The sequence below is a fragment of the Roseibium sp. AS2 genome, from assembly GCF_038900065.1.
Lineage (GTDB): Bacteria > Pseudomonadota > Alphaproteobacteria > Rhizobiales > Stappiaceae > Roseibium.
The window spans coordinates 636,438-656,711 of record NZ_JBBMQN010000001.1 but is presented as its reverse complement, the minus strand read 5'-3'; the positions used below and the strand labels follow the sequence as shown (position 1 = coordinate 656,711).

At 64.6% G+C, this 20,274-nt stretch carries 22 protein-coding genes and 1 tRNA gene; 18 read left to right on the top strand and 5 right to left on the bottom strand.

Annotation, left to right across the window (positions count from 1 at the left end; genetic code table 11):
• The first annotated feature begins 281 nt into the window (after positions 1 to 281).
• Positions 282 to 1,568, top strand: a complete 1,287-nt coding sequence (locus tag WNZ15_RS02990) for a CaiB/BaiF CoA-transferase family protein (RefSeq protein WP_342891445.1) — start codon at positions 282 to 284, stop codon at positions 1,566 to 1,568.
• Positions 1,565 to 3,181, top strand: a complete 1,617-nt coding sequence (locus tag WNZ15_RS02985) for a thiamine pyrophosphate-binding protein (RefSeq protein WP_342891444.1) — start codon at positions 1,565 to 1,567, stop codon at positions 3,179 to 3,181. Before WNZ15_RS02990 ends, WNZ15_RS02985 begins: the two co-directional genes overlap by 4 nt.
• A gap of 319 nt (positions 3,182 to 3,500) precedes the next feature.
• On the opposite strand, the gene WNZ15_RS02980 is transcribed toward WNZ15_RS02985, so the two are convergent.
• The gene (locus WNZ15_RS02980) at positions 3,501 to 4,265 is read right to left on the bottom strand and encodes a DUF3750 domain-containing protein (RefSeq protein ID WP_342891443.1); all 765 of its coding nucleotides are present in this window, start codon (positions 4,263 to 4,265) and stop codon (positions 3,501 to 3,503) included.
• A 553-nt stretch (positions 4,266 to 4,818) separates the two neighbouring features.
• On the opposite strand from WNZ15_RS02980, the gene panC reads away from it, so the two are divergent.
• From panC to WNZ15_RS02965, 3 genes are all read left to right on the top strand, one after another.
• Positions 4,819 to 5,670, top strand: coding sequence for a pantoate--beta-alanine ligase (gene panC / locus WNZ15_RS02975; RefSeq protein ID WP_342891442.1), 852 nt, complete (start codon positions 4,819 to 4,821; stop codon positions 5,668 to 5,670).
• A 34-nt stretch (positions 5,671 to 5,704) separates the two neighbouring features.
• Positions 5,705 to 6,514: a 3-methyl-2-oxobutanoate hydroxymethyltransferase gene (gene panB, locus WNZ15_RS02970; RefSeq protein ID WP_342891441.1), complete on the top strand. Its 810-nt coding sequence runs from the start codon at positions 5,705 to 5,707 to the stop codon at positions 6,512 to 6,514.
• Between the two features lie 585 nt (positions 6,515 to 7,099).
• Entirely contained in the window at positions 7,100 to 8,164 is a 1,065-nt protein-coding gene (locus WNZ15_RS02965; protein WP_342891440.1) for a trifunctional transcriptional activator/DNA repair protein Ada/methylated-DNA--[protein]-cysteine S-methyltransferase, read from the top strand.
• A gap of 8 nt (positions 8,165 to 8,172) precedes the next feature.
• Here the strand turns inward: WNZ15_RS02965 and WNZ15_RS02960 are convergent, their stop codons facing one another.
• The 4 genes from WNZ15_RS02960 to WNZ15_RS02945 form a co-directional block, all read right to left on the bottom strand.
• Complete coding sequence (locus WNZ15_RS02960) at positions 8,173 to 8,598, bottom strand: SRPBCC domain-containing protein (RefSeq protein WP_342891439.1); 426 nt, start codon at positions 8,596 to 8,598, stop codon at positions 8,173 to 8,175.
• Complete coding sequence (locus tag WNZ15_RS02955; protein WP_342891438.1) at positions 8,591 to 8,983, bottom strand: metalloregulator ArsR/SmtB family transcription factor; 393 nt, start codon at positions 8,981 to 8,983, stop codon at positions 8,591 to 8,593. The genes WNZ15_RS02960 and WNZ15_RS02955 overlap by 8 nt, the downstream gene beginning before the upstream one ends.
• Entirely contained in the window at positions 8,980 to 9,411 is a 432-nt protein-coding gene (locus tag WNZ15_RS02950) for a DUF4437 domain-containing protein (protein ID WP_342891437.1), read from the bottom strand. Before WNZ15_RS02950 ends, WNZ15_RS02955 begins: the two co-directional genes overlap by 4 nt.
• A gap of 334 nt (positions 9,412 to 9,745) precedes the next feature.
• Positions 9,746 to 9,835: transfer RNA gene (locus WNZ15_RS02945), tRNA-Ser, on the bottom strand.
• A 775-nt stretch (positions 9,836 to 10,610) separates the two neighbouring features.
• On the opposite strand from WNZ15_RS02945, the gene WNZ15_RS02940 reads away from it, so the two are divergent.
• The 13 genes from WNZ15_RS02940 (at position 10,611) to WNZ15_RS02880 (ending at position 20,017) form a co-directional block, all read left to right on the top strand.
• Complete coding sequence (locus WNZ15_RS02940; protein ID WP_342891436.1) at positions 10,611 to 11,288, top strand: 50S ribosomal protein L21; 678 nt, start codon at positions 10,611 to 10,613, stop codon at positions 11,286 to 11,288.
• Between the two features lie 55 nt (positions 11,289 to 11,343).
• Entirely contained in the window at positions 11,344 to 11,613 is a 270-nt protein-coding gene (gene rpmA, locus WNZ15_RS02935; RefSeq protein WP_342891435.1) for a 50S ribosomal protein L27, read from the top strand.
• 139 nt (positions 11,614 to 11,752) lie between these two features.
• Positions 11,753 to 12,358 (top strand): GNAT family N-acetyltransferase, encoded by a 606-nt coding sequence (locus WNZ15_RS02930; protein ID WP_342891434.1) that lies wholly within the window; start codon positions 11,753 to 11,755, stop codon positions 12,356 to 12,358.
• Positions 12,355 to 12,924 carry a GNAT family N-acetyltransferase gene (locus WNZ15_RS02925; RefSeq protein ID WP_342891433.1) on the top strand — a complete coding sequence of 190 codons (570 nt, stop codon included), beginning with the start codon at positions 12,355 to 12,357 and terminating at the stop codon, positions 12,922 to 12,924. Before WNZ15_RS02930 ends, WNZ15_RS02925 begins: the two co-directional genes overlap by 4 nt.
• Positions 12,921 to 13,466, top strand: a complete 546-nt coding sequence (locus WNZ15_RS02920; RefSeq protein ID WP_342891432.1) for a GNAT family N-acetyltransferase — start codon at positions 12,921 to 12,923, stop codon at positions 13,464 to 13,466. Before WNZ15_RS02925 ends, WNZ15_RS02920 begins: the two co-directional genes overlap by 4 nt.
• Positions 13,463 to 14,008 carry a GNAT family N-acetyltransferase gene (locus tag WNZ15_RS02915; protein WP_342891431.1) on the top strand — a complete coding sequence of 182 codons (546 nt, stop codon included), beginning with the start codon at positions 13,463 to 13,465 and terminating at the stop codon, positions 14,006 to 14,008. The genes WNZ15_RS02920 and WNZ15_RS02915 overlap by 4 nt, the downstream gene beginning before the upstream one ends.
• 41 nt (positions 14,009 to 14,049) lie before the next feature.
• A complete protein-coding gene (obgE, locus tag WNZ15_RS02910) occupies positions 14,050 to 15,096 on the top strand; it encodes a GTPase ObgE (protein ID WP_342891430.1) in 1,047 nt (348 codons plus the stop codon).
• Positions 15,096 to 16,244 carry a glutamate 5-kinase gene (gene proB / locus WNZ15_RS02905; protein ID WP_342891429.1) on the top strand — a complete coding sequence of 383 codons (1,149 nt, stop codon included), beginning with the start codon at positions 15,096 to 15,098 and terminating at the stop codon, positions 16,242 to 16,244. The genes obgE and proB overlap by 1 nt, the downstream gene beginning before the upstream one ends.
• A gap of 153 nt (positions 16,245 to 16,397) precedes the next feature.
• Positions 16,398 to 17,678, top strand: coding sequence for a glutamate-5-semialdehyde dehydrogenase (locus tag WNZ15_RS02900; protein ID WP_342891428.1), 1,281 nt, complete (start codon positions 16,398 to 16,400; stop codon positions 17,676 to 17,678).
• Positions 17,675 to 18,310, top strand: coding sequence for a nicotinate-nucleotide adenylyltransferase (locus WNZ15_RS02895; RefSeq protein WP_342891427.1), 636 nt, complete (start codon positions 17,675 to 17,677; stop codon positions 18,308 to 18,310). The genes WNZ15_RS02900 and WNZ15_RS02895 overlap by 4 nt, the downstream gene beginning before the upstream one ends.
• A 230-nt stretch (positions 18,311 to 18,540) precedes the next feature.
• Positions 18,541 to 18,924, top strand: a complete 384-nt coding sequence (gene rsfS, locus WNZ15_RS02890) for a ribosome silencing factor (protein WP_342891426.1) — start codon at positions 18,541 to 18,543, stop codon at positions 18,922 to 18,924.
• 80 nt (positions 18,925 to 19,004) lie between these two features.
• Positions 19,005 to 19,487, top strand: coding sequence for a 23S rRNA (pseudouridine(1915)-N(3))-methyltransferase RlmH (gene rlmH, locus WNZ15_RS02885; protein ID WP_342891425.1), 483 nt, complete (start codon positions 19,005 to 19,007; stop codon positions 19,485 to 19,487).
• Between the two features lie 29 nt (positions 19,488 to 19,516).
• A complete protein-coding gene (locus WNZ15_RS02880) occupies positions 19,517 to 20,017 on the top strand; it encodes a GNAT family N-acetyltransferase (protein WP_342891424.1) in 501 nt (166 codons plus the stop codon).
• Positions 20,018 to 20,274 lie beyond the last annotated feature (257 nt).

The following is a 20,274-nucleotide window of genomic DNA, read 5'->3' as shown; positions in this document are numbered from 1 at the left end:
CGCAGCCATCGCCTGCGCCACTTCCCGGAATCGTCCCCGGGTGGTTCTGAGACGCCAGCCCGCTGCGCCGCCGCGGCCTTGAGCCGGGGCCCTCTTCGGACGAGACGCGCGAAGGTTTCGGCTCGGGACAGGAACGGCGCGGGTGCTGTGTGGGAGTTCGCGTCTTTGCTGACACGAATGTGAGCCGGTGTGTTCGGGGCCGCCACCCCGCGCAGTTGACGCCGGATGCGCCTTGTGGCCAGTTCCCGGAAACATCGCTTTCACGACCCCCAGGGTGACCCTTGTCCCAGTCTTCCCCCACCTCACAGTCTTCTCCCGCGCCCGGCGCGCTTTCCGGCCTTGTTGTCCTGGACCTGTCGCGCATTCTCGCCGGTCCGACCTGCACCCAGATCCTCGGCGATCTCGGCGCCGAGGTGATCAAGATCGAACGGCCCGGCAAGGGCGACGACACCCGCGGCTGGGGACCACCCTTCCTGAAGGACCGTGACGGCAGGGAGACCTCCGAAAGCGCCTATTACCTGTCCTCGAACCGCAACAAGGCTTCTGTTGCCATCGATCTCGCCAGCGCCGACGGACAGAAGCTGATCGCCGATCTCGCCGAAAAGGCAGATATCCTAGTCGAGAACTTCAAGGTCGGTGACCTGAAGCGCCGCGGGCTCGACCACGACACGCTTAAAAGCCGCAATCCGAGCCTGATCTACTGCTCGATTTCGGGCTTCGGCCAGACCGGGCCTTATGCGCAACGGGCCGGCTATGATTTCCTGATCCAGGGCATGGGCGGCATCATGTCCCTGACCGGTTTTGCCGACGAGGACGGCGGCACGGAAACCAAATGCGGCACTGGCATCGCCGATGTCATGTGCGGCATGTATGCGGCGGTCTCGATCCTGGCGGCGCTCAATCACCGCAATGCCACCGGCGAGGGCCAGCACATCGACATCTCCCTGCTGGACGCCCAGGTCTCCTGGCTGATCAACCAGGGTGTCGGCTATCTGGTCTCCGGCGAGGTGCCGGGCCGGCGCGGCAACGCGCATCCGACCATCGTGCCTTACGAGACCTTTCCCGGATCGGACACGTCGTTCATCCTGGCCGTCGGCAACGATACCCAGTTCGAGAAGTTCTGCGCGGTGGCCGAGGCGCCGGAGCTGGCCGCCGATCCGCTTTATGCGAAAAACGCCGACCGGGTGCGCAACCGCGCCCAGCTGATCCCGATCCTGCGCCGCCTCACCATCGAGAAGACGGCCGCCGAATGGATCGCCGCACTGGAGGCCGCCGGCGTGCCCTGCGGCCCGGTCAACGATCTGGCGCAGGTCTTCGCCAACCCGCAGGTGCAGGCCAGGCAGATGCGGATCACGCTGCCCCATCCCTCGAGCGGCGCGGTCGATCTCATCGGCTCGCCGATCAACCTGGAAAAGACCCCGGTTGCCTATCGCAGCGCGCCGCCGCTCCTGGGCGCGGACACGGCCGGCGTGCTGACCCGGCACCTGGGTCTTTCCCCCGAAACACTTGCCGAGCTCGCGGCAAACGGCATTCTGGGCCTCGGCCCTCAGGAACAGGAAAACTCATGACCACCGGCGCGGATATCATTGCAGGCAAGTTGCACGCGGCAGGCTGCCGCCATGCCTTCGGCATTCCCGGTGGCGAGGTGCTGGCACTGATGCAGTCCCTCGACCAGGCCGGCCTCAAATTCGTGCTTGTGAAACACGAGAACGCCGGCGGCTTCATGGCCGAGGGCGGCTGGCACGCGGACGGCGCGCCGGGCGTGCTCTTGGCAACCCTCGGACCGGGGGCCGCCAACGCGGTCAACGTGGTCGCCAATGCCTGGCAGGACCGGGTGCCGCTGATTTTCCTGACCGGCTGCGTCGACCAGGGCGAGGCGGAAAGCTACACCCACCAGGTCTTCGACCACCAGCAACTGTTGCGCCCCATCGTCAAGGCCAGCTTTTCCGCTCGCCTGGACGCGCTCGACGTGATGATGGAAAAGGCGCTGGCCATTGCCCTCGACGGCCAGCCGGGCCCGGTCCATATCGACGTGCCCATCAAGGTCGCCGAAAGCGAAACGGCGGAAGCCTGGAGCGATGCTTTCCGGTGCGCACCGGTCACCACGGCGCCGGCCGCAGGCGCCGATCTGGACATGGCCCTGAAGCTGTTTGCAAGGGCCGAACGGCCCATCGCGCTGGCCGGTGTCGATGCCGTCAACGAGGGGGCTTCCGCCGCGATCACGGAATTCTGCCGGAAATTCAACGTGCCGCTGGTGACCAGCTACAAGGGCAAGGGCCTGCTGGACGAGAACCTGCCCCTGGCGCTCGGCGGCGCCGGCCTGTCGCCGAAAGCCGACAACCACCTGCTGCCACTGATCAACAGGAGCGACTGCATCCTGCTGCTCGGTTACGATCCGATCGAGATGCGCATCAACTGGCGGGGTCCCTGGGGTCAGGATGCGCCCGTGATCGACGTGACCCCGGTGCTCAGGACCCACGGCATGCACGCCGTGAGCGCGACCCTGAGGAGCGCCGTCAAACCGGTGCTGGAACGGCTGGGCGAGGTGCGCGACCCGGCAATGCCGTCCTGGGCCTCGGGCGAGCCCGGCAGCACCCGCGCCGATCTCGACGCCGCCTTCGCGCCCGAACTTTCCGGTTGGGGTCCGGGCACCGTCTTCCACACCCTGCGCGCCATCCTGCCCGCCGACACGGTCGCCACCGCCGACAGCGGCGCCCACCGCATCCTCGTCAGCCAGATCTGGCGCTGCCCGATGCCCCGCCGGATGCTGCAATCCTCGGCGCTGTGCACCATGGGCTGCGCCGTGCCGCTGGCCATGGGCCACCGGCTGGTGGATCACCAGTCCCCGGTCATCGCCTTCGTCGGCGACGCGGGCCTGGAAATGTGTCTCGGCGAACTCTCCACCCTGCGCGATCTGAACATCCCGGTGATCATCTGCGTCCTCGTCGACACCAGCCTGTCGCTGATCGAACTCAAACAGCGTTCCAGCCAGCGCCCCAACGTCGGCGTCGACTTCGGCGAAACGGACTTCCCGGCGGTGGCCCAGGCCTATGGCGGGCATGGCGTGTGGGTCGAGGATGCGGAAACGCTCAGCTCGCAGGCCGAGGCGGCGCTGGGCCGCGACGGCTTCACCCTGCTGGCCTGCCGGATCGAGCGGCGCGCGTATGATGGAGCGTTTTGAGGGACGTAATTGAAGCGGACCATCACCGAAGATGGCTCAGACTGCTGACAAACTCTCAGTTCGTCATCCCGGACGGTCTGCAGCGAAGCTGCATGGCCAGATCCGGGACCCAGCGTGTCAGCGCGAGCGACAGCGAGCACCTAAGTAATTTAAGTATTTGAAATCATGAATAAAGGCGCGCCTGCGGCGCAAAGTAAGCGCTGGCTTCCGGCTCTTGCCATGCAGCGTCGCTGCACTTGCCTGGAATGACCGCCGATGGGATCGTCAAAAAACCGGGGCGGGCCGAAGGGGACGATCCCCGTCTGCAAGTGCTTGCAAATCACGCCTCGGGCGAGCGATTCGGCGAAAACCCGACGCGTCCGACCATCGGAAGCTTCAGTGAAAAATCATTCAGGTCGATGCCGTAAGTAAGGCCCAGGAGGTTGACCTCAAGTCCCTCTTCCCAGGCGACCAGGATGCCCAGGAGGCCTCGAACAGAGAGTTGGTATCCGGTGCCGCTCGGAGCCTTTGCCCAGAGCCCCGTCTGAAGAAAATCCTTGCCCACAGCGGTCGGGGGCAGGTCCAGCCTGAGTTCGGGCGCGACCCGGCCGAGATGGGCGATGAACGTGTTCGAGTTGGGCCCCGGCCAGACGGTATATTCGTCGTCGTGGTGGTACTGGTTGATGGCGTCAAGCAGTCTCGGTATAGCGGCAGCGGCCTCCCGGCCTCGAAACTCGGCAATCAGTCGCGGCTCCGCACCGAACCAGCGGCTGTCCGGAGCGCGGCGGGAGGCGGAGACGGCTCTTCCGCCCCGGCGCACCCGCCACCCCGTGACCTCATACGTGGTGAAGTGCTCTGCCTCCGGCGGCTTGATCGATATCCAGCTGTGCACCCCGAAATACCCCCGCCAGCTGAAGGCCCGGGCGGCATAGACCTGGATGATGGCCTGCCGTTCGGTGCGCGGATCGGGTGCGATCCCGAGCGGCGCCCTGCTGGCAGTGCTCCAATGCGCGGCTGTCGACTGCACCCCCGAGAAATACGCGGCGAGGCCGAGACCAAGATTGAGAAGCACGAATCCCGTAACCCAGATCAAGATCCGACGCATTGAGTGTCCCGTGTTCCGTTTCCTGGTGTTGCGGCCCTGAGCCCGTTTCAACACCTCGCTGGCGGCGTCATCTTTCCAACCGGAGGTTTCCAAAGCCAATCACATTCCTGCGACAGGGATTGGCCGGTGGGGTGGTCGGCAACAGTGTGTCACAGATCGAACTGATACAGCGCTCCAGCCAGTGGCCCAAAACCGGCGCCGATTCCGGCGGAGGCAAGGGCTCACCGGTCTGCAGCGTAGGCTGCAGGACCAGAGCCGGAAGCCAGCGGCGCCGTGGGTTGGATCCCCGCGCGGAGGCGGGGAAGGCTGCCTTGGTCGTGGCGAGGCTGTCGCTGGACTACCGAGTTGATGGTGGGTTGCGGGTTGTTCAGCGGTCGGGATCTCTTTCCGTGGGAGAGAGACTTCTGAGATCGCGGCCAGTGATTTCGGCCGGACGCGATCATCCCGCCTATCCAAGCTCACGGCAGAGCCCCCTAGACCTGCCCCGTCCCCCCCATTATGTTGCACCTGCGAAAAGAACGGCCGGTCGGGAAACCGGCCGCGGGAGGAAAAAATGAAAATCTGCCGCACAAAGGCGGAGATGCGCGATACCGTGCGCGGCTGGAAGCGTGAGGGCGCGGCCGTCGCTCTGGTGCCGACCATGGGCTATCTGCACGAGGGACATCTGGCGCTGGTGCGGATGGCCCGTGACAAGGCGGACCGGGTGGTTGTCTCCATCTTCGTCAATCCGACCCAGTTCGGACCGAACGAGGACCTGGGCAGCTATCCCCGCGATCAGGTGCGCGATCTGGCGCTTCTGGACGGCGAGGGCGTCGATGCGGTCTTCATTCCCGATGTGGAGGAAATGTACGGCAGCGGCGGCGACACTCATGTCGAGGTGCCGGGCCTGTCCGCGATCCTGCAGGGCGCGCTGCGGCCGGGACATTTTCGCGGTGTTGCCACCGTGGTCACCAAGCTGTTCAACATCGTCACGCCGGATTTTGCCGTCTTCGGCGAAAAGGACTACCAGCAGCTCACCCTGATCCGGCAGATGGTCCGCGACCTCGACATGCCGCTGGACATTCTCGGCCATCCGACCGTGCGCGAAGCCGACGGGCTGGCGATGTCGTCCCGCAATGTCCGTCTGAGCAGCTATCACCGCGGCCAGGCCGCCATCCTGGGCAAGGCGCTGGCGGCGGCGGAGGAGCTGGCGGGGGCCGGACCGGATATCGCCGACCTGGACCGGGCCGTGCGCGCCACGCTTGCCACCGCGCCGGCGGCCGATGTGCAAAGCGTCGACATCCGCGATGCGGACACGCTGGCGGAGGTCTGCGGCCCGCTGGACCGTCCGGCGGTCGTGCTGCTGGCCGTTCGCTTCGGCACCGTCCTGCTGATCGATCAGCGTGTCGTCGCCCCGGCGCCCTGACCTCTCATTTTCTGTTTTTTCGAAAGGATGCCCCATGAGCACCCAAAAACCCGTCCGCCGCATCACGGCGCCCCAGATCACCCGGAAAAAGGGCGGGGAGCCGATCGTGTCGCTGACCTCCTATCACGCCCATACGGCGGCCATCGTCGACAGATACGCCGATTTCATTCTGGTCGGTGACAGTCTGGGCATGGTCATGCACGGCATGGAATCGACCGTCGGCGTCTCGCTGGACCTGATGATCATGCACGGCACGGCGGTGGTGCGCGGCACGCAGCGAGCGCTGGTGGTCGTCGACATGCCCTTCGGAACTTACGAGGAAAGCCCCTCCGAGGCTTTCAGGAACGCGGCCAGGGTGATGAAGGAAACCCAGTGCGGCGCGGTCAAGCTGGAAGGCGGCACGCGCATGGCCGAGACCATCCGCTTTTTGACAGAACGCGGCATTCCGGTGATGGCCCATATCGGCCTGACCCCGCAGTCGGTCAACGTCATGGGCGGCTTCCGGACCCAAGGCCGCGACGAGGACACCTGGGCGCAACATGAAGAAGACGCCCGTGCCGTGACTGAAGCGGGCGCCTTCGCGCTGGTGCTGGAAGGCATGGTTGAACCGCTGGCCGCCAGGATCACGAAACAGATCGCCATCCCCACCATCGGCATCGGCGCCTCGGCCGAATGCGACGGCCAGATCCTGGTGCTCGAAGACATGCTCGGCCTTAATTCTGCACCGCCGAAATTCGTCAAGGTCTACGGCGATCTCGGCGGCCGGATCGAGGCGGCGGTCAAGGCCTATGCGGAGGAAGTGAAGGACCGGAGCTTTCCGGGTGAGGATCAGGTGTACCGGTGACAAGGATGCCGCTGGGTCCCGTCTGCCCCTAGCGGAGAGATGTTTCCGTCAGGAGACAGAGGAGGGATCGGTCTCCCGGATCATCGCAGCATGTCAGCATGTGCCGCACCGTTTTAACCCCCTCTGTCCGTTGCACGGACATCTCCCCCGCAAGGGGGGAGAGGGGAGCAAGGGGAGACCCTTCCCCAAGGTCGGCCGGCAGGACGTCGTCGAGGGCAATGCCGGGGGAGGGGGCGACACCGGGAGAGGGGCCGATTCACGGTGTTGCGGCGCGGGAGCGCAGCCCGGCCACGTCCAAGGCAGCCTTTCCCCTTTGAGCGGCGGACACCCCACATTGCCACCCCCAAGGCGGCCTTCCCCGCCTTGAGCGGGGATCCACCCCGGCCGCCACGCGGCGTCAGGCTTGATTAGATCCACATGCCGGCATCCCAATTGCGCATTCCAGCCGCTCTGCAAACGATTGGCCCCAGGCCACGCTCCGCTTGCCGGGGGAGGCTCAGGGGAAGGACGGTGGTCCGTGCGACAAGTGAAATAAACGCCCGATTTCCGGCTGCATCTTCTGTCCGGTCGGACTAGTCTCCGGCCATGCTGATGATCCGACCTTCCTTCGACACGCTTTACGAGGCGCTGCTGGCGCGCGATGCGTCTTATGACGGGCGCATGTTCGTCTGCGTTTCCTCCACCGGCATCTTCTGCCGGCTGACCTGTCCGGCGCGCAAGCCGAAGCCGGAAAACTGCGCGTTTCACGAAACGGTCGCCGAATGCATCGACGGCGGCTTCCGCCCCTGCAAGCGCTGCCGACCGACAACCCCGGAGGCCAGTGCCGATCCGGTCGTGAAGCCCCTGATCGAAGCGCTGGAAAAGCGTCCCGGCTATCGCTGGGGCGAGCCGGATCTCAAACGCATGGGGCTGGATCCGTCCACCGTGCGCCGGGCGTTCAAGCGCCATTTCGGCATGACCTTCCTGGAAATGGCCCGCCAGCGCCGCCTGCAGGAAGGCTTCTCGACGCTCGCCGGCGGCGGCAAGGTCATCGAGGCGCAGATCACGGCGGGGTTTTCCTCGCCAAGCGCCTTCCGCGAGGCCTTCGCCGGATTGCTGGGGCAGGCGCCGGGAACGTTCTCCAGGGAACCGCTGCTGCATGCCGACTGGGTGGCCTCGCCGCTCGGTCCGCTGGTCGCCGTCACCGACAGCAGTCAGCTGCATCTTCTGGAATTTCTCGACCGCAAGGCGCTGCCGGCCGAATTCAGAAAGCTGCAGGCCCATGCCGGCGGGCGGGTCGGCATGGGCCGCACCGAAGTTACCGACCAGATCCAGGAGGAGCTGGACCGGTTCTTCGCCGGAAACAGCGGCACTTTCGAAACCAGGCTGGCGCTCCACGGCAGCGCCTTCACCCGCGATGTCTGGCGCGAACTCCTGAAAATTCCCGCGGGCGAGACCCGCAGCTATTCGGAACTGGCCGGGACCCTCGGCCGCCCGGAAGCGGTGCGCGCCGTCGCCCGCGCCAACGGCGCCAATCAGCTCGCCGTGGTCGTGCCCTGCCACCGGGTGGTCGGCGCCGACGGTTCGCTCACCGGCTACGGCGGCGGCCTGTGGCGCAAGCAGCGCCTGATCGAGCTGGAACAGGGCTACCGCGCCAGGGCCACCGGGTGAGGCCGTGCTCAGGCGCCGGTTTCCCGCAGGTGCCCGAGATGGATGTCCCAGCCCTTGTCGAGCGCGCTGATCAGGTGCATTGCGTGTTCGCCGGCGGCTTCCGGAATGCCTTCATGGGTCAGGTAGATCATCGTCCCTCCGGCCACCTCCTCCAGGACCCATGTGACAACGGTTGACCGGTCACCGAACGGGCCGATGCAGAACGTCGTCTTCAGTTTTTGTCCGGCCACGAGTTCGAGAACGTCGCCCCAGACCTGTTTCTCGGGTTGCCCGTTGCCGTCCTTGCCAAGCAGGACATAGCTTTGACCGGCGGCAAGATCCGCCTCCGCCGGATGGTACCATTCGCCCAGCTTGGTCTTGTCGACAAGATACGGCCAGACCTTGTCCCTGGCGGCCTTGATGAAAACGGATTTCCTGAGAGTTGTGTCAGTCATTGCTGGTGTTTCCTTCCGGTTTGGCTGGTTCTGCTGAAGTGTCGTCTTCGGTTTCGTCCTGCTCGACACGCGTTTTCAATGCCTGCAGACGTCCATCCCAGAACCGGCTGAAGTGATCGAACCAGTCATTGGCCTTTGCGAGCGCGGCGGGCTCGAGCCGGTTGACGCGCTCCCGGCCCGACGGGTGCACCGAGATCAGCTTGCCGGTTTCGAGAATGTCGAGGTGTTTCTTGATGGCGGCCCGGGTGATCGGAAACCGGTCCGACACCTCCTGGATCGTCATGTCGCGGTCCCGCAGCAGCAACAGGATGCCCCTGCGGGTGGGATCGCCCAGGGCGCGGAACGCGCCTTGCAGCCCGCCCGTCCCGGGTTCCGCGACGATCATGGCTTGACCGGCAGGAAATCGAACCTGCCGTCCTGATAGAGAAACGTCACGCAGGCAACGTCCGAAACACAGCGGCTGACATGCGCCAGCCCCTTGGGAACCTCGTAGAACGCGCCCGTTTCCAGCCGCACCCCGCCCGAGGGATCGGCTCCGGCCGGCTGATGGGTCATCGCGCCTGACACGACGATCCCGTACATGTTGGCGGACTTGACATGGGGCGGACTGACGAGCCCGGCGGGAAGCCGGACCATCGCCATATACGCGCCCTCGAACCTGTCACCGTGCAGCCGCGCGAAGGCGACCCCTTCCGGCGTGACCTGATAGTCAAGCTGCGTGGCTGGAATGACGGTGATCTCACTGTCCCCGGCAACCGCCGGCTGCACAAGAACAAGACCCGTTATGGCGGCCAGGAAAGCCGTTGGTTTCATGCCGGATACCCCTTTATAATACCTTTTGGTGTCATGTTAATACGATACCATTTGGTATTATGTCAAGCTGAAAATTCAGGACGGGGAAACGGCGCCAGGGAAAGCCTTGCTGCCGGTGAGGGCAGCATTGGGCCCTGAGGGCAGGGGCGGGTTGAAATGCCGCAGATTTTCCGGCGAAGAGAACTCCTTGCCCGGAAGGCAGGACAGGATCACGGAATTCTGCGGTTCGCCAAAATGGTGGAGAGTGGAAAGGGGATGGCGGAGGAGCGAGGACAAAGTCCGAACCCGGAGCCACGCACTCAATCAGCCGAAGGCGGTGGCGCGACAAAAAGAATGGCGGAGAGAGAGGGATTCGAACCCTCGGAACGCTTGCGCGCTCAACGGTTTTCGAGACCGCCCCGTTCGACCACTCCGGCACCTCTCCGCGGCACTTTTGACTAAACGGGTCTCAAGTGGCGCGGAACATAGACATGAAGCGCGCACGCCGCAAGACCGGATTTCGGTGTTTTTCACCGAATGTGCAATCGGCCGGCAAGGCCGGGTTTGAACCTGTCCGGTTTTGCGGAAGCACGCGTCACTGCCAAGCGTCCCCCCGGCCCGTCGTCTGGCCCGTCATCTGGCCCGTCATCTGGCCCGCCGCCTGGCCCGTCATCTGGCCCGCCGCCTGGCCCGTCTCCCGGAGCCCAGCCCGGACAAGCGCTGCCGGCGTCCGGCGAAGGTTTCGGCTCCGGGCGGCCGGAAAGGGGCCGGCCGGGGCGTTTCCTCAGCCTCTTCCCCGGGCCTTGTCCTTCGCTCGGTCGGGGCGTGTCAATGCGACCGCCAGGCTGCTGTGATGCAGCGCCCGGCGCGAGCGCTTGTCGCCGCTCCGGGCCGCCTTGGGCCGCTCCTGGGCGGGCCGGCCAGGCGCGGAAGCCGGCAAACAGCGCTTTTCCGGCGGCGCGGCGCGGATTTCCGTTTGACATCGGGGGATGGCTGACTATATTGCGCGGGCTCGAAAAGGTTCGCTTTTTCGGGCGTTGATTGTCGACCCAGGCCAGCCGGGCTTTCCACGCTTCACGCGCATCCCGACACCAGAAGACCTGTCAACCGGTTCAGACCGGAGGGACAGGCGCCTCGCGTTCGACCCGGAAACAGCCGTCTGACGGGCTTTTAAAGCACGCGGCCGGTGTGTCAAAAACGAAAAGAAGGACGTGCGAGACATGTTCGCAGTGATCAAGACAGGCGGCAAGCAGTACACCGTCGCCGCAGACGACCTCCTGAAGGTCGAAAAACTCGATGCCGAAGCCGGCAGCAGCGTCACCTTCGAGGACGTGCTCATGGTTGGCAACGGCACCGACACCACCGTTGGCGCGCCGCTCGTCGAAGGCGCCACCGTTGTTGCGGAAGTGGTCGAACAGGGCCGTGACCGCAAGATCATCATCTTCAAGAAGCGCCGGCGTCAGAATTCCCGCCGCCGCAACGGCCACCGTCAGTCCTTCACCCTCATCAAGGTGACCGACATCCTGACCGGTGGTGCCAAGCCGGCCAAGAAGGCAGCGCCGAAGAAGGCCGCGCCGAAAGCCGACGACGCACCGAAGGACGATGCGCCGAAAGCCGAAAAAGCCAAGGCTGCGGATGCCAAGGCCGATGCGAAAGGCGAAGACGCAGCTGTCGAGCCGCTCTTCACCGCTCCGGACGGCAAGGACGATCTGAAGAAGATCTCCGGTGTCGGCCCGGTTCTCGAGAAGAAGCTGAACGCTCTGGGCATCACCACCTACGAGCAGATCATCGGCTTCTCCGCGGAAGACATCGCCCGTGTTGATGACGTCCTGAATTTCAAGGGCCGCATCGAGCGCGACAACTGGGTTGAACAGGCCAAGGAACTGGCCGGCAAATAAGCCGCCGTTTCATTGCGACTGTTGAAAAGAATTCGAAGAACGAGGAGTTCTAAAGATGGCACATAAAAAGGCAGGCGGTTCATCCCGCAACGGCCGCGACTCAGCCGGCCGCCGTCTCGGCATCAAGAAATATGGTGGGGAAGCTGTGATTCCCGGCAACATCATCGCACGTCAACGGGGCACTCAGTGGCACCCGGGCAATGGCGTTGGCATGGGCAAGGACCATACCATTTTCGCGACCGTGGAAGGCAAGGTGGAGTTCCAGGCCAAGGCCAACAAGCGAACCTACATCAATGTGCTCCCGGTAGCGGAAGCAGCGGAGTAAAGCCGACGTGAAGTTTCGAAACGCCGGCGTCCCACTTGACCCCGGCATTTCGAGATGAGGCCAGCAACCGGCCAGTCAGAGATCCAGGGGAGAGATGGGGCGCCATCTCTCCCTTGATTTGTTTTGGCTGGAGGAAAAGATGGTTGTTGAAAGTGATGGACGTTTAGACGAGAGCTGTCGGGTCGCGGCCCCGTTGCCGCAGGAAGCGGTCCGTGTACGGCTGGACAAGCCGCGCCCGGATGATTTGGCCGATCTGGTGTATCTGGCCGACAACAAGACCGTGGCGGCCAATCTCGCCACCATGCCGTATCCTTTCACCAAGGACGACGGCCGGGCTCTGCTTGCAAGGGCCGATCTGAACAGACCCGAGTCCGCGACATTCGCGATCCGCCTGAAGACCACCGGGCGGCTGATCGGCGTTGCGCGCTACGCCAATGTGGATGCGGACGGGCCCGTTCATGTCGGCTACTGGCTGGGCGAACCTTTCTGGGGTCAGGGCCTGGCGACCGAAGCAGTGCATGTTCTGGTCGATCATGCCTTTACCCACAACGGCATCCAGGAACTGCAGGGCTCCTGCCGGGTGACCAATCCGGCGTCCCGCCGGGTGCTGGTCAAGTCCGGGTTCCAGTATCGGGACCAGGCCATGATCCGCTCGCTGGGAGCGGGCGGCTCCGTGCCGATCGAGCGCTATACGCTGGAACGGGGCGTCTGGAAGTCGTTGAAAGGATGGGGGCAGGGACGATGAGCATGTTGCCGGAACTGAAAACCCGCCGCCTGATCCTCAGGCCGGTTGCCTTGAGCGATGCCGAGGCCATGGCCACCCTCGCGGGCCGGGACTTCGAGGTCGCCAGATGGTTGACCTCCTTCACCTGGCCTTATGAGGACGGTGCGGCGGAAGCGTTCCTGAAATCGGTCGTCGGCACGGATCCGTTCCAGACCGAGGCCCTGTTCGCGATCACGCTCGGGGGCGTCTTCATCGGTGTCGTGGCGGTCGAACCGCCGGGCGATCTGGACGAGCTGCCGGGTCTGCCGACGCTCGGCTACTGGCTCGGTCGCGCCTTCCAGGGCCATGGCTACGCCGGAGAGGCGGTCGAAGCGGCGCTCTCCTGGGCCTTCGAGGTCTTCGAGGCCGATGCGATTGCGGCAAGGGCTTTCGAGGAGAACTTCCGGTCCCGCGGTCTGCTGCGCAAGATGGGTTTCAAGCCCTATTGCATGACCGAACGCTTCTCCAGGGCGCTCGACCGGCGGGTGTCCAACGTCGTCGTGCGGCTGGAACACGCCGATTTCGAAGCCAGGAGGAAAGCGGCATGAGCCTTCCCGTGATCAGGACCGGGCGCCTTGAAGTGCGCCCGGTCGCCTCCGGGGATTTGCCGGCGATCAGCGCGCAGATCGGAGAATTCGACGTTGCGAAGATGCTCGCGGTGGTTCCGCATCCCTATACGCTTGAGGACGCGCAGGGCTGGTTCGAGCAGAGCTGGGTCCGGCAGGCGGATGGCGCAAGGAACTTTGCCATCGACAATGGCACCGGGTTGATCGGCGTTGTCTCGCTTGGCCGGCCGGTGGAGACACCGAATTTCGGCTACTGGCTCGGCAAGGCCCACTGGGGCCGTGGCTACATGAGCGAGGCCGGGCGCGCCGCGTTGGGCTGGCTGTTCGCGGCGACAGAAACGCAGACGGTTGTGAGCGGTGCGCTCGACGAGAACACCGCTTCGCTGAACGTTCTGTCGAAACTGGGTTTCGAGACCGCCGGGCCGTACACGCTCGCCATCAGGTCGCGTGGCCAGGACCTGCCGGGAACACGTATGAAACTGACCCGGACGGCCTTTCTGTCGGCGGCAGGAGACGCACCATGAAGAGAGAACTTGTCAGGACGGAGCGTCTTTGCCTCACCCGGCCGCGCGTGGACGATCTTGACCGCTACGCCGAACTTCTGGGCGACTATGAGGTTTGCAAGATGTTGTCGCGTGTGCCCTACCCCTATGACAGGGACGAGGGACGGGCGCGCCTTTTGAGAGCACAGGACAGTTGGCGCGCCTTCGAAAAGGCGGAGGATCTGACCTTTCAGATCGAGCACCAGGGCGAAGTGATCGGCTGTTTTGCCTTCAAGAAGTTGCAGGAGACCCCGGAGATCGGCTATTGGCTGGGGCGCGCCTATTGGGGCAAGGGGTTCATGAGCGAGGCGGCCAGGGCAGCGATGGTCTGGCTGTTCGAGAATACGGACCACACGCGTGTTGCCTGCGAAGCCATGATCGACAATCCGGCCTCCATCAGGCTGGCGGAGAAAATCGGGTTTCGGAAGGTTGCCGAGGTGGGATGCGCCAGCGTGTCGCGTGGCGGCACGGTGCCCGCGGTCCGGGCGGAAATAACGCGGGAAGAATTCTTGAACGGCCTTTGACGTGAACCAGGGCCTTACAACAGGACAACAAGAGAAGAACAATGAAATTCCTCGATCAGGCCAAGGTCTATGTGCGTGCCGGCAATGGCGGGGCCGGTGCCGTCTCGTTCCGGCGAGAGAAATACATCGAATACGGCGGCCCGGACGGCGGTGACGGCGGCAAGGGCGGTGACGTGATCATCGAGTGCGTCGACGGGCTCAACACCCTGATCGACTACCGCTACAAGCAGCATTTCAAGGCGGGCACCGGCATTCACGGCATGGGCCGCAACCGAACCGGTGCCCACGGCGATGATGTCGTCCTGAACGTGCCGGTGGGTACGCAGGTCTTCGAGGAAGACAACGACACGTTGATCGCCGATCTGACCGAGCTGGGCCAGAAGGTGAAGCTCTTGAAGGGCGGCAATGGCGGCTTCGGCAACGCCCATTTCAAGTCGTCGGTCAATCAGGCGCCGCGCCGGGCCAATCCGGGCCTCGAGGGCGAGGAAAAGTGGATCTGGCTGCGGCTGAAACTGATCGCCGATGCCGGGCTTGTCGGACTTCCCAATGCCGGGAAATCGACCTTTCTGGCCACGGTGACCGCCGCCAAGCCGAAGATCGCCGACTATCCTTTCACGACGCTGCATCCCAATCTCGGCATTGTCCAGATCGACAGCAACAGCTTTGCCATGGCCGATATTCCGGGCCTGATCGAGGGCGCCCATGAAGGCACCGGCCTCGGCGACCGCTTTCTTGGCCATGTCGAGCGCACACGGGTGCTGCTCCATCTGGTCGACGGCTCGGTCGAGGACGATCCGGGCGAGGCCTACAGGGTGGTGCGCGGCGAACTGGAAGCCTATGGCGCCGGTCTGATCGACAAGCCGGAAATCGTGGCCCTTTCCAAATGCGACGCGCTCACCGAGGAGATGATCGCGGAAAAATCCGCCAGCCTCGAGGCCGCCTGTGGCCAGAAGCCCCTGATCCTGTCATCGGCCAGCGGCCTCAATGTCGACCGGGCGCTGCGGATGATCGTGCGGGCCATCGACAGGGACAAGCAAGACGCGGCCAATCAGGTGCCTGCGCCCGAGCAGGAGGGCTGGCACCCCTGATGAGCGTGAACGCCGCCCTGTCCGCCCCCCGCACTCTCAAGGCCTACAGCCGCATCGTCGTCAAGATCGGCTCTGCCCTGCTGGTGGAACGGGGCGAATTGAAACGTGCCTGGATGGACGCCCTGGTATCCGATCTGGCGGCTCTTGCGGACGCCGGAGCGGAAGTGCTGATCGTCTCTTCGGGCTCGATCGCGCTCGGCCGCGGCATTCTCGGCCTGCCGAAAGGACCGTTGAAACTGGAGGAAAGCCAGGCGGCGGCCGCCGCCGGGCAGATCGCCCTGGCGCAGGCCTACGCCGATGCGCTCGGTGCCCATGGCCGCAAGGCGGGCCAGATCTTGCTGACACTCGGAGATACGGAAGAGCGGCGGCGCTATCTCAACGCCCGCGCCACCATCGGCACACTGCTGAAATTGGGCGCGGTGCCGATCATCAATGAAAATGACTCTGTCGCCACCTCGGAAATCCGCTACGGCGACAATGACCGGCTCGCGGCCCGGGTCGCCACCATGGCAAGCGCCGACTGCCTGGTGCTTCTGTCCGACATCGACGGGCTTTACACTGCGCCGCCCCAGGACAATCCGGATGCGGTGTTCCTGCCGGAAGTTCCGCAGATCACGCCGGAAATCGAGGCGATGGCCGGCAGCGCCGGATCCGAGCTGTCTCGCGGCGGCATGAAGACCAAGATCGATGCCGGCAAGATCGCGACCGCCGCCGGAACGTCGATGGTGATCACCTCCGGCAAGCTGCTCAATCCCTTGCGGCGCCTGAGCGAAGGCGCGCGCGGCACCTGGTTTCCCGCTCTTGCCACGCCCGCGAGCGCGCGCAAGGCCTGGATCGGCGGCCATCTGGAACCGCGCGGCGAGATCCGGCTGGATGCGGGCGCCGTGCGGGCGATGCGATCGGGCAAGAGCCTGCTGCCGGCCGGTGTCGCCGCCGTCACCGGGAGTTTCTCGAGAGGCGACGCCGTCGTCCTGGCCGATCCGGACGGGCGTACGATCGGCCGCGGCCTGATCGCTTATGATGCGGACGAGGCAAGGCTGATCGCCGGCCGCAACAGCCGTGAGATCGAGGCAATCGTCGGCTATCCGGGCAGGGCGGAAATGATCCACCGGGACGACCTGGTGCTTGAGTTGCCCGCGTTCGATTGACGGCGCATCCATCAGAAGGATGCCTTTTGGACCGGAACGCGTTAAAACGCTCCAGAAGGTGACCGATCCGAAAGTGTTGGAGCCTCCCGTGCGCTTTCAGGCGCGGGATGCCCCGAGCGGCCCGGCAGGGACGCAATCAAGGAGTTGAGAAAAATGCTGGACGTCGTCGAGGCGAAGACCACCGCGGAACTGATGACGGAAATCGGGCAACGGGCCCGTGCCGCCGGGCGGATCCTTGCAACGGCGCCGGCGGAGCGGAAGAACCTGGCTCTGCGTGAAATGGCGGCCGCGGTCCGCGCTGCCACGCCGGACATTCTGGCCGGCAACCAGGTCGATCTCGCCGCAATGACCGCCAACGGCCAGGCGGCTTCGTTCCTGGACCGGGGGACGCTCGACACGGAGCGGATCGAGGCGATTGCGCAGGCGCTTGAGGCAATCGTCGCGCTCGACGATCCGGTTGGCAGCGTGATCGCGTCCTGGGAGCGTCCCAATGGCCTGAAGATCGAACGCGTGCGCACGCCGCTCGGCGTGATCGGGGTCATCTACGAAAGCCGGCCCAATGTGACGGCCGATGCCGGGGCCCTGTGCCTGAAGGCCGGCAACGCCGTGGTGCTGCGCGGCGGCTCGGACACGATCCGGTCCAACCGGGCGATCCACGCAGCACTCCAGAAGGGCCTCGAGGCTGCCGGCCTGCCCGCTGATGCCATCCAGATCGTGCCGGTCACCGACAGGGCGGCCGTTGGCGAAATGCTGCGCGGGCTCGACGGCAATCTCGATGTGATCGTTCCCCGGGGCGGACGCAGCCTGGTGGAGCGGGTGCAGAGCGAAGCGAGGGTGCCGGTATTCGCCCATCTGGAAGGCCTGGTGCATATTTTCGTCGACAAGGCGGCCGATCTGGAAAAGTCCGTTGAGATCGTGGTCAATTCCAAACTGCGGCGGACCGGCATTTGCGGCGCGCTGGAAACGCTGCTGGTGCATGAGGCCGTTGCCCACAGCCATCTGCCGGTGATCGTCAGGGCCTTGCAGGACAAGGGCTGCGAGATCCGCGGCGGCGCGCGTGTGCGCGATATCTGCGAGAACATCGTGCCCGCCAGCGAGGACGACTGGTCGACGGAATATCTCGACAAGATCCTGTCGGTGAAGGTGGTGGCGGATCTGGATGCGGCGATGGACCATATCGCCCGCTACGGCTCCAGCCACACCGATTGCGTCCTGACCGAGGACCAGGCGGCGGCCGACCGGTTCCAGTCGGAAGTGGATTCGGCGATCGTCCTGCACAACGCGTCCACCCAGTTTGCCGACGGCGGTGAATTCGGCATGGGGGCGGAAATAGGCATCGCCACCGGCCGCATGCATGCGCGCGGACCGGTGGGCGTCGAGCAGCTCACCAGCTTCAAGTACAAGGTTCACGGTACGGGGCAGACGCGTCCATGAACCCATTGAGTCCTGCACCGGGTCTCGACCGCGACTGGCTGAAGTTGCCCCATGCGGAGGCCGGCAACCGGATCGGCATCTTCGGCGGCTCGTTCAACCCGCCGCATTCGGGCCATCGGCTGGTGGCCGCGACCGTGCTCAAGCGGCTCGGTCTCGATCAGGTGTGGTGGCTGGTTACGCCCGGCAATCCGCTGAAGAGCCATTCCGATCTGGCGCCTCTGGAAATGCGCATGCATCTGACCAGCGCCATGGCCGACCATCCGCGCATGAAGGTGACGGCCTTCGAGACGGTTCTGGGCACGCCCTACACGGCAAGAACGCTGATGGCCTTGCGCGCCATGCGTCCCGCCGTGCGATTCGTCTGGGTCATGGGCGCCGACAACCTGGCGGGTTTCCAGCGATGGCAGGATTGGCGCGCCATTGTCGGATCGGTGCCGGTCGCGATCGTCGACCGCCCGGGGGCATCGCTTTCCGTCCTCTCGTCACACATGACGAAAGCCTTTGAAAAATATAGGCTTCCGGAAGAAGATGCAGCGCTTTTGCCGGAAATGGAGCCGCCGATCTGGACGTTTTTGCACACGCCTCTCGACCGGACGTCGTCCACGGACATCAGGCGTGGCACGTCGCGGTGATCGTCAGAACTACCGAGAACTTCCGGTTGTCTTGAAATTGCCAAACGGGAAGCGATATTATGGGCACGGTCGCGGCGAACGCGGCCGAGGTAAGGTCAACCGGTCCTGAACCCAAAACGGGTAACGTGCGCAGACGGACAGTTCAGTTCGTGACCACGTCGGGCGCAGGACGGCACATACGGCGAAAGGCAGACCATCTGACCATGACCTTTGAAAGCGAGCGGGCAGACATGTCCACTCCTCTGACGGCTTCCGTAAGCAAAGATCTTGCGGCAGACCTCCTCGACACGGTTCTCACCAGTCTTGACGACTCGAAAGCTGAGGACCCGGTTACTCTCGACATAGCAGGCAAGAGTTCGCTGGCCGATCACATGGTGATCGTGTCCGGGCGCTCCCATCGTCATGTGGGCGCGATTGCGGATCATTTGCTGAAGGACCTGAAAGTGGCCCGAGCCGGCAAGGCAACGGTCGAGGGTCTGGCAACATGCGACTGGGTGCTGATTGATGCGGGCGATGTGATCGTTCACATTTTCCGTCCCGAAGTGCGCGGCTTCTACAATCTTGAAAAGATGTGGGCGCCGGACACCGACGAGACGCCGCAATACATCAGCTGAGCGGGCCGCGAGGTTCCGATACCGGGGCCTCGGTCGTCGCTGGAAGATAAAGCACCGGCTCCGGAACCGGCGGGGATTTCATGCGCTTTTCGCTCTACTGCATCGGCCGGATGAAGGCCGGTGCGGACAAGGATCTTTTCGACCGCTATGTGGACCGTGCCCGCAAGACCGGGCGCGGGCTCGGCATCACGGATGTCGGCCTCCACGAACTTCCCGAAAGCCGCGCACAGCGCCCCGATGACCGCAAGGCGGAAGAGGCCCGTGGCCTCATCGCGGCGCTAGCAGGCGGTGCGCGTCTTGTGGTCCTGGACGAGAACGGCAAAAACCTGACCAGCGCGGGCTTCAGCGGCAGGCTCGGGGCCTGGAAGGATGAGGGTGTGCCGGAAGTCGCCTTTGTCATTGGCGGCGCCGACGGCCACGGACCGGACGTGCTGGCACGCGCCGACCTGAAACTCGCGCTCGGCGCCATGACCTGGCCGCATCAGATTGCCCGGATCCTGCTGGCCGAGCAGATCTACCGCGCCATGACGATCCAGTCCGGTCACCCCTACCACCGGGTGTGACGGTTCCCGGACGCGGAAAGGGGTTAAATTTGACGGCACCAACACTCGAAACGGAACGCCTGGTCCTCCGGCCGATGCGCATGGAAGACTGGCCGGACTATCTGGACCTGATGCGCTCGGATCGGTCCAGGTACATGGGCGGACCCATGCCGGAGACCGCTGCCTGGGGACTGTTCTGCCAGGACGTGGCGCAGTGGCCGCTGATGCAACACGGCGCGCTGATGATCGAAGACAGGGCAACCGGCCGGTGTCTCGGCCAGGTGGGCATCAACCACGGGCCGCTTTTTCCCGAGCATGAACTTGGCTGGTTCGTCTACGGGCATGCCGAAGGCAAAGGCTTTGCGCTGGAGGCGGCGCGGGCCATGCGCGACTGGGCAAGGGACACGCGCGGCCTGCCGGAACTGGTCAGCTACATGGATCGCGACAACCACCGCTCGGCGCGGCTGGCCGTGAGACTGGGGGCGGTGCTCGACCCGAAAGCGCCCCGCCCCGCACCGGAGGATCTTGTCTACAGGCATTTCGGCCAGTGAGTCGGCCAGTGACCAGTGAATAGACCAGTTAACCGGCCAATGAAGACATGGGCGGATGACAGGGCTCGCGCTGGCCGTGCGGCACCTTCACAGTTGGACTTCAGGTTCCGGGAATGCCGCTAAGAGCGGCTGGCCGCCCGTATCTCGCCGCATTCGCCCCGTATCGATCAACAGGTATCCTTTTGCAAGGTTATGCGGCATTTGCGTGGGATGAGGTGTTGCGGGCCCAACTGGTAAACGGTTCGTTAACGCAGTCT

Coding starts and splice junctions, on each gene's coding strand:
- WNZ15_RS02985 (WP_342891444.1), top strand. CDS start 1,565: ATGACCACCGGCGCGGATATCATTGCAGGCAAGTTGCACGCGGCAGGC.
- WNZ15_RS02980 (WP_342891443.1), bottom strand. CDS start 4,265: ATGCGTCGGATCTTGATCTGGGTTACGGGATTCGTGCTTCTCAATCTT.
- panC (WP_342891442.1), top strand. CDS start 4,819: ATGAAAATCTGCCGCACAAAGGCGGAGATGCGCGATACCGTGCGCGGC.
- panB (WP_342891441.1), top strand. CDS start 5,705: ATGAGCACCCAAAAACCCGTCCGCCGCATCACGGCGCCCCAGATCACC.
- WNZ15_RS02965 (WP_342891440.1), top strand. CDS start 7,100: ATGCTGATGATCCGACCTTCCTTCGACACGCTTTACGAGGCGCTGCTG.
- WNZ15_RS02960 (WP_342891439.1), bottom strand. CDS start 8,598: ATGACTGACACAACTCTCAGGAAATCCGTTTTCATCAAGGCCGCCAGG.
- WNZ15_RS02955 (WP_342891438.1), bottom strand. CDS start 8,983: ATGATCGTCGCGGAACCCGGGACGGGCGGGCTGCAAGGCGCGTTCCGC.
- WNZ15_RS02950 (WP_342891437.1), bottom strand. CDS start 9,411: ATGAAACCAACGGCTTTCCTGGCCGCCATAACGGGTCTTGTTCTTGTG.
- WNZ15_RS02940 (WP_342891436.1), top strand. CDS start 10,611: ATGTTCGCAGTGATCAAGACAGGCGGCAAGCAGTACACCGTCGCCGCA.
- rpmA (WP_342891435.1), top strand. CDS start 11,344: ATGGCACATAAAAAGGCAGGCGGTTCATCCCGCAACGGCCGCGACTCA.
- WNZ15_RS02930 (WP_342891434.1), top strand. CDS start 11,753: ATGGTTGTTGAAAGTGATGGACGTTTAGACGAGAGCTGTCGGGTCGCG.
- WNZ15_RS02925 (WP_342891433.1), top strand. CDS start 12,355: ATGAGCATGTTGCCGGAACTGAAAACCCGCCGCCTGATCCTCAGGCCG.
- WNZ15_RS02920 (WP_342891432.1), top strand. CDS start 12,921: ATGAGCCTTCCCGTGATCAGGACCGGGCGCCTTGAAGTGCGCCCGGTC.
- WNZ15_RS02915 (WP_342891431.1), top strand. CDS start 13,463: ATGAAGAGAGAACTTGTCAGGACGGAGCGTCTTTGCCTCACCCGGCCG.
- obgE (WP_342891430.1), top strand. CDS start 14,050: ATGAAATTCCTCGATCAGGCCAAGGTCTATGTGCGTGCCGGCAATGGC.
- proB (WP_342891429.1), top strand. CDS start 15,096: ATGAGCGTGAACGCCGCCCTGTCCGCCCCCCGCACTCTCAAGGCCTAC.
- WNZ15_RS02900 (WP_342891428.1), top strand. CDS start 16,398: ATGCTGGACGTCGTCGAGGCGAAGACCACCGCGGAACTGATGACGGAA.
- WNZ15_RS02895 (WP_342891427.1), top strand. CDS start 17,675: ATGAACCCATTGAGTCCTGCACCGGGTCTCGACCGCGACTGGCTGAAG.
- rsfS (WP_342891426.1), top strand. CDS start 18,541: ATGTCCACTCCTCTGACGGCTTCCGTAAGCAAAGATCTTGCGGCAGAC.
- rlmH (WP_342891425.1), top strand. CDS start 19,005: ATGCGCTTTTCGCTCTACTGCATCGGCCGGATGAAGGCCGGTGCGGAC.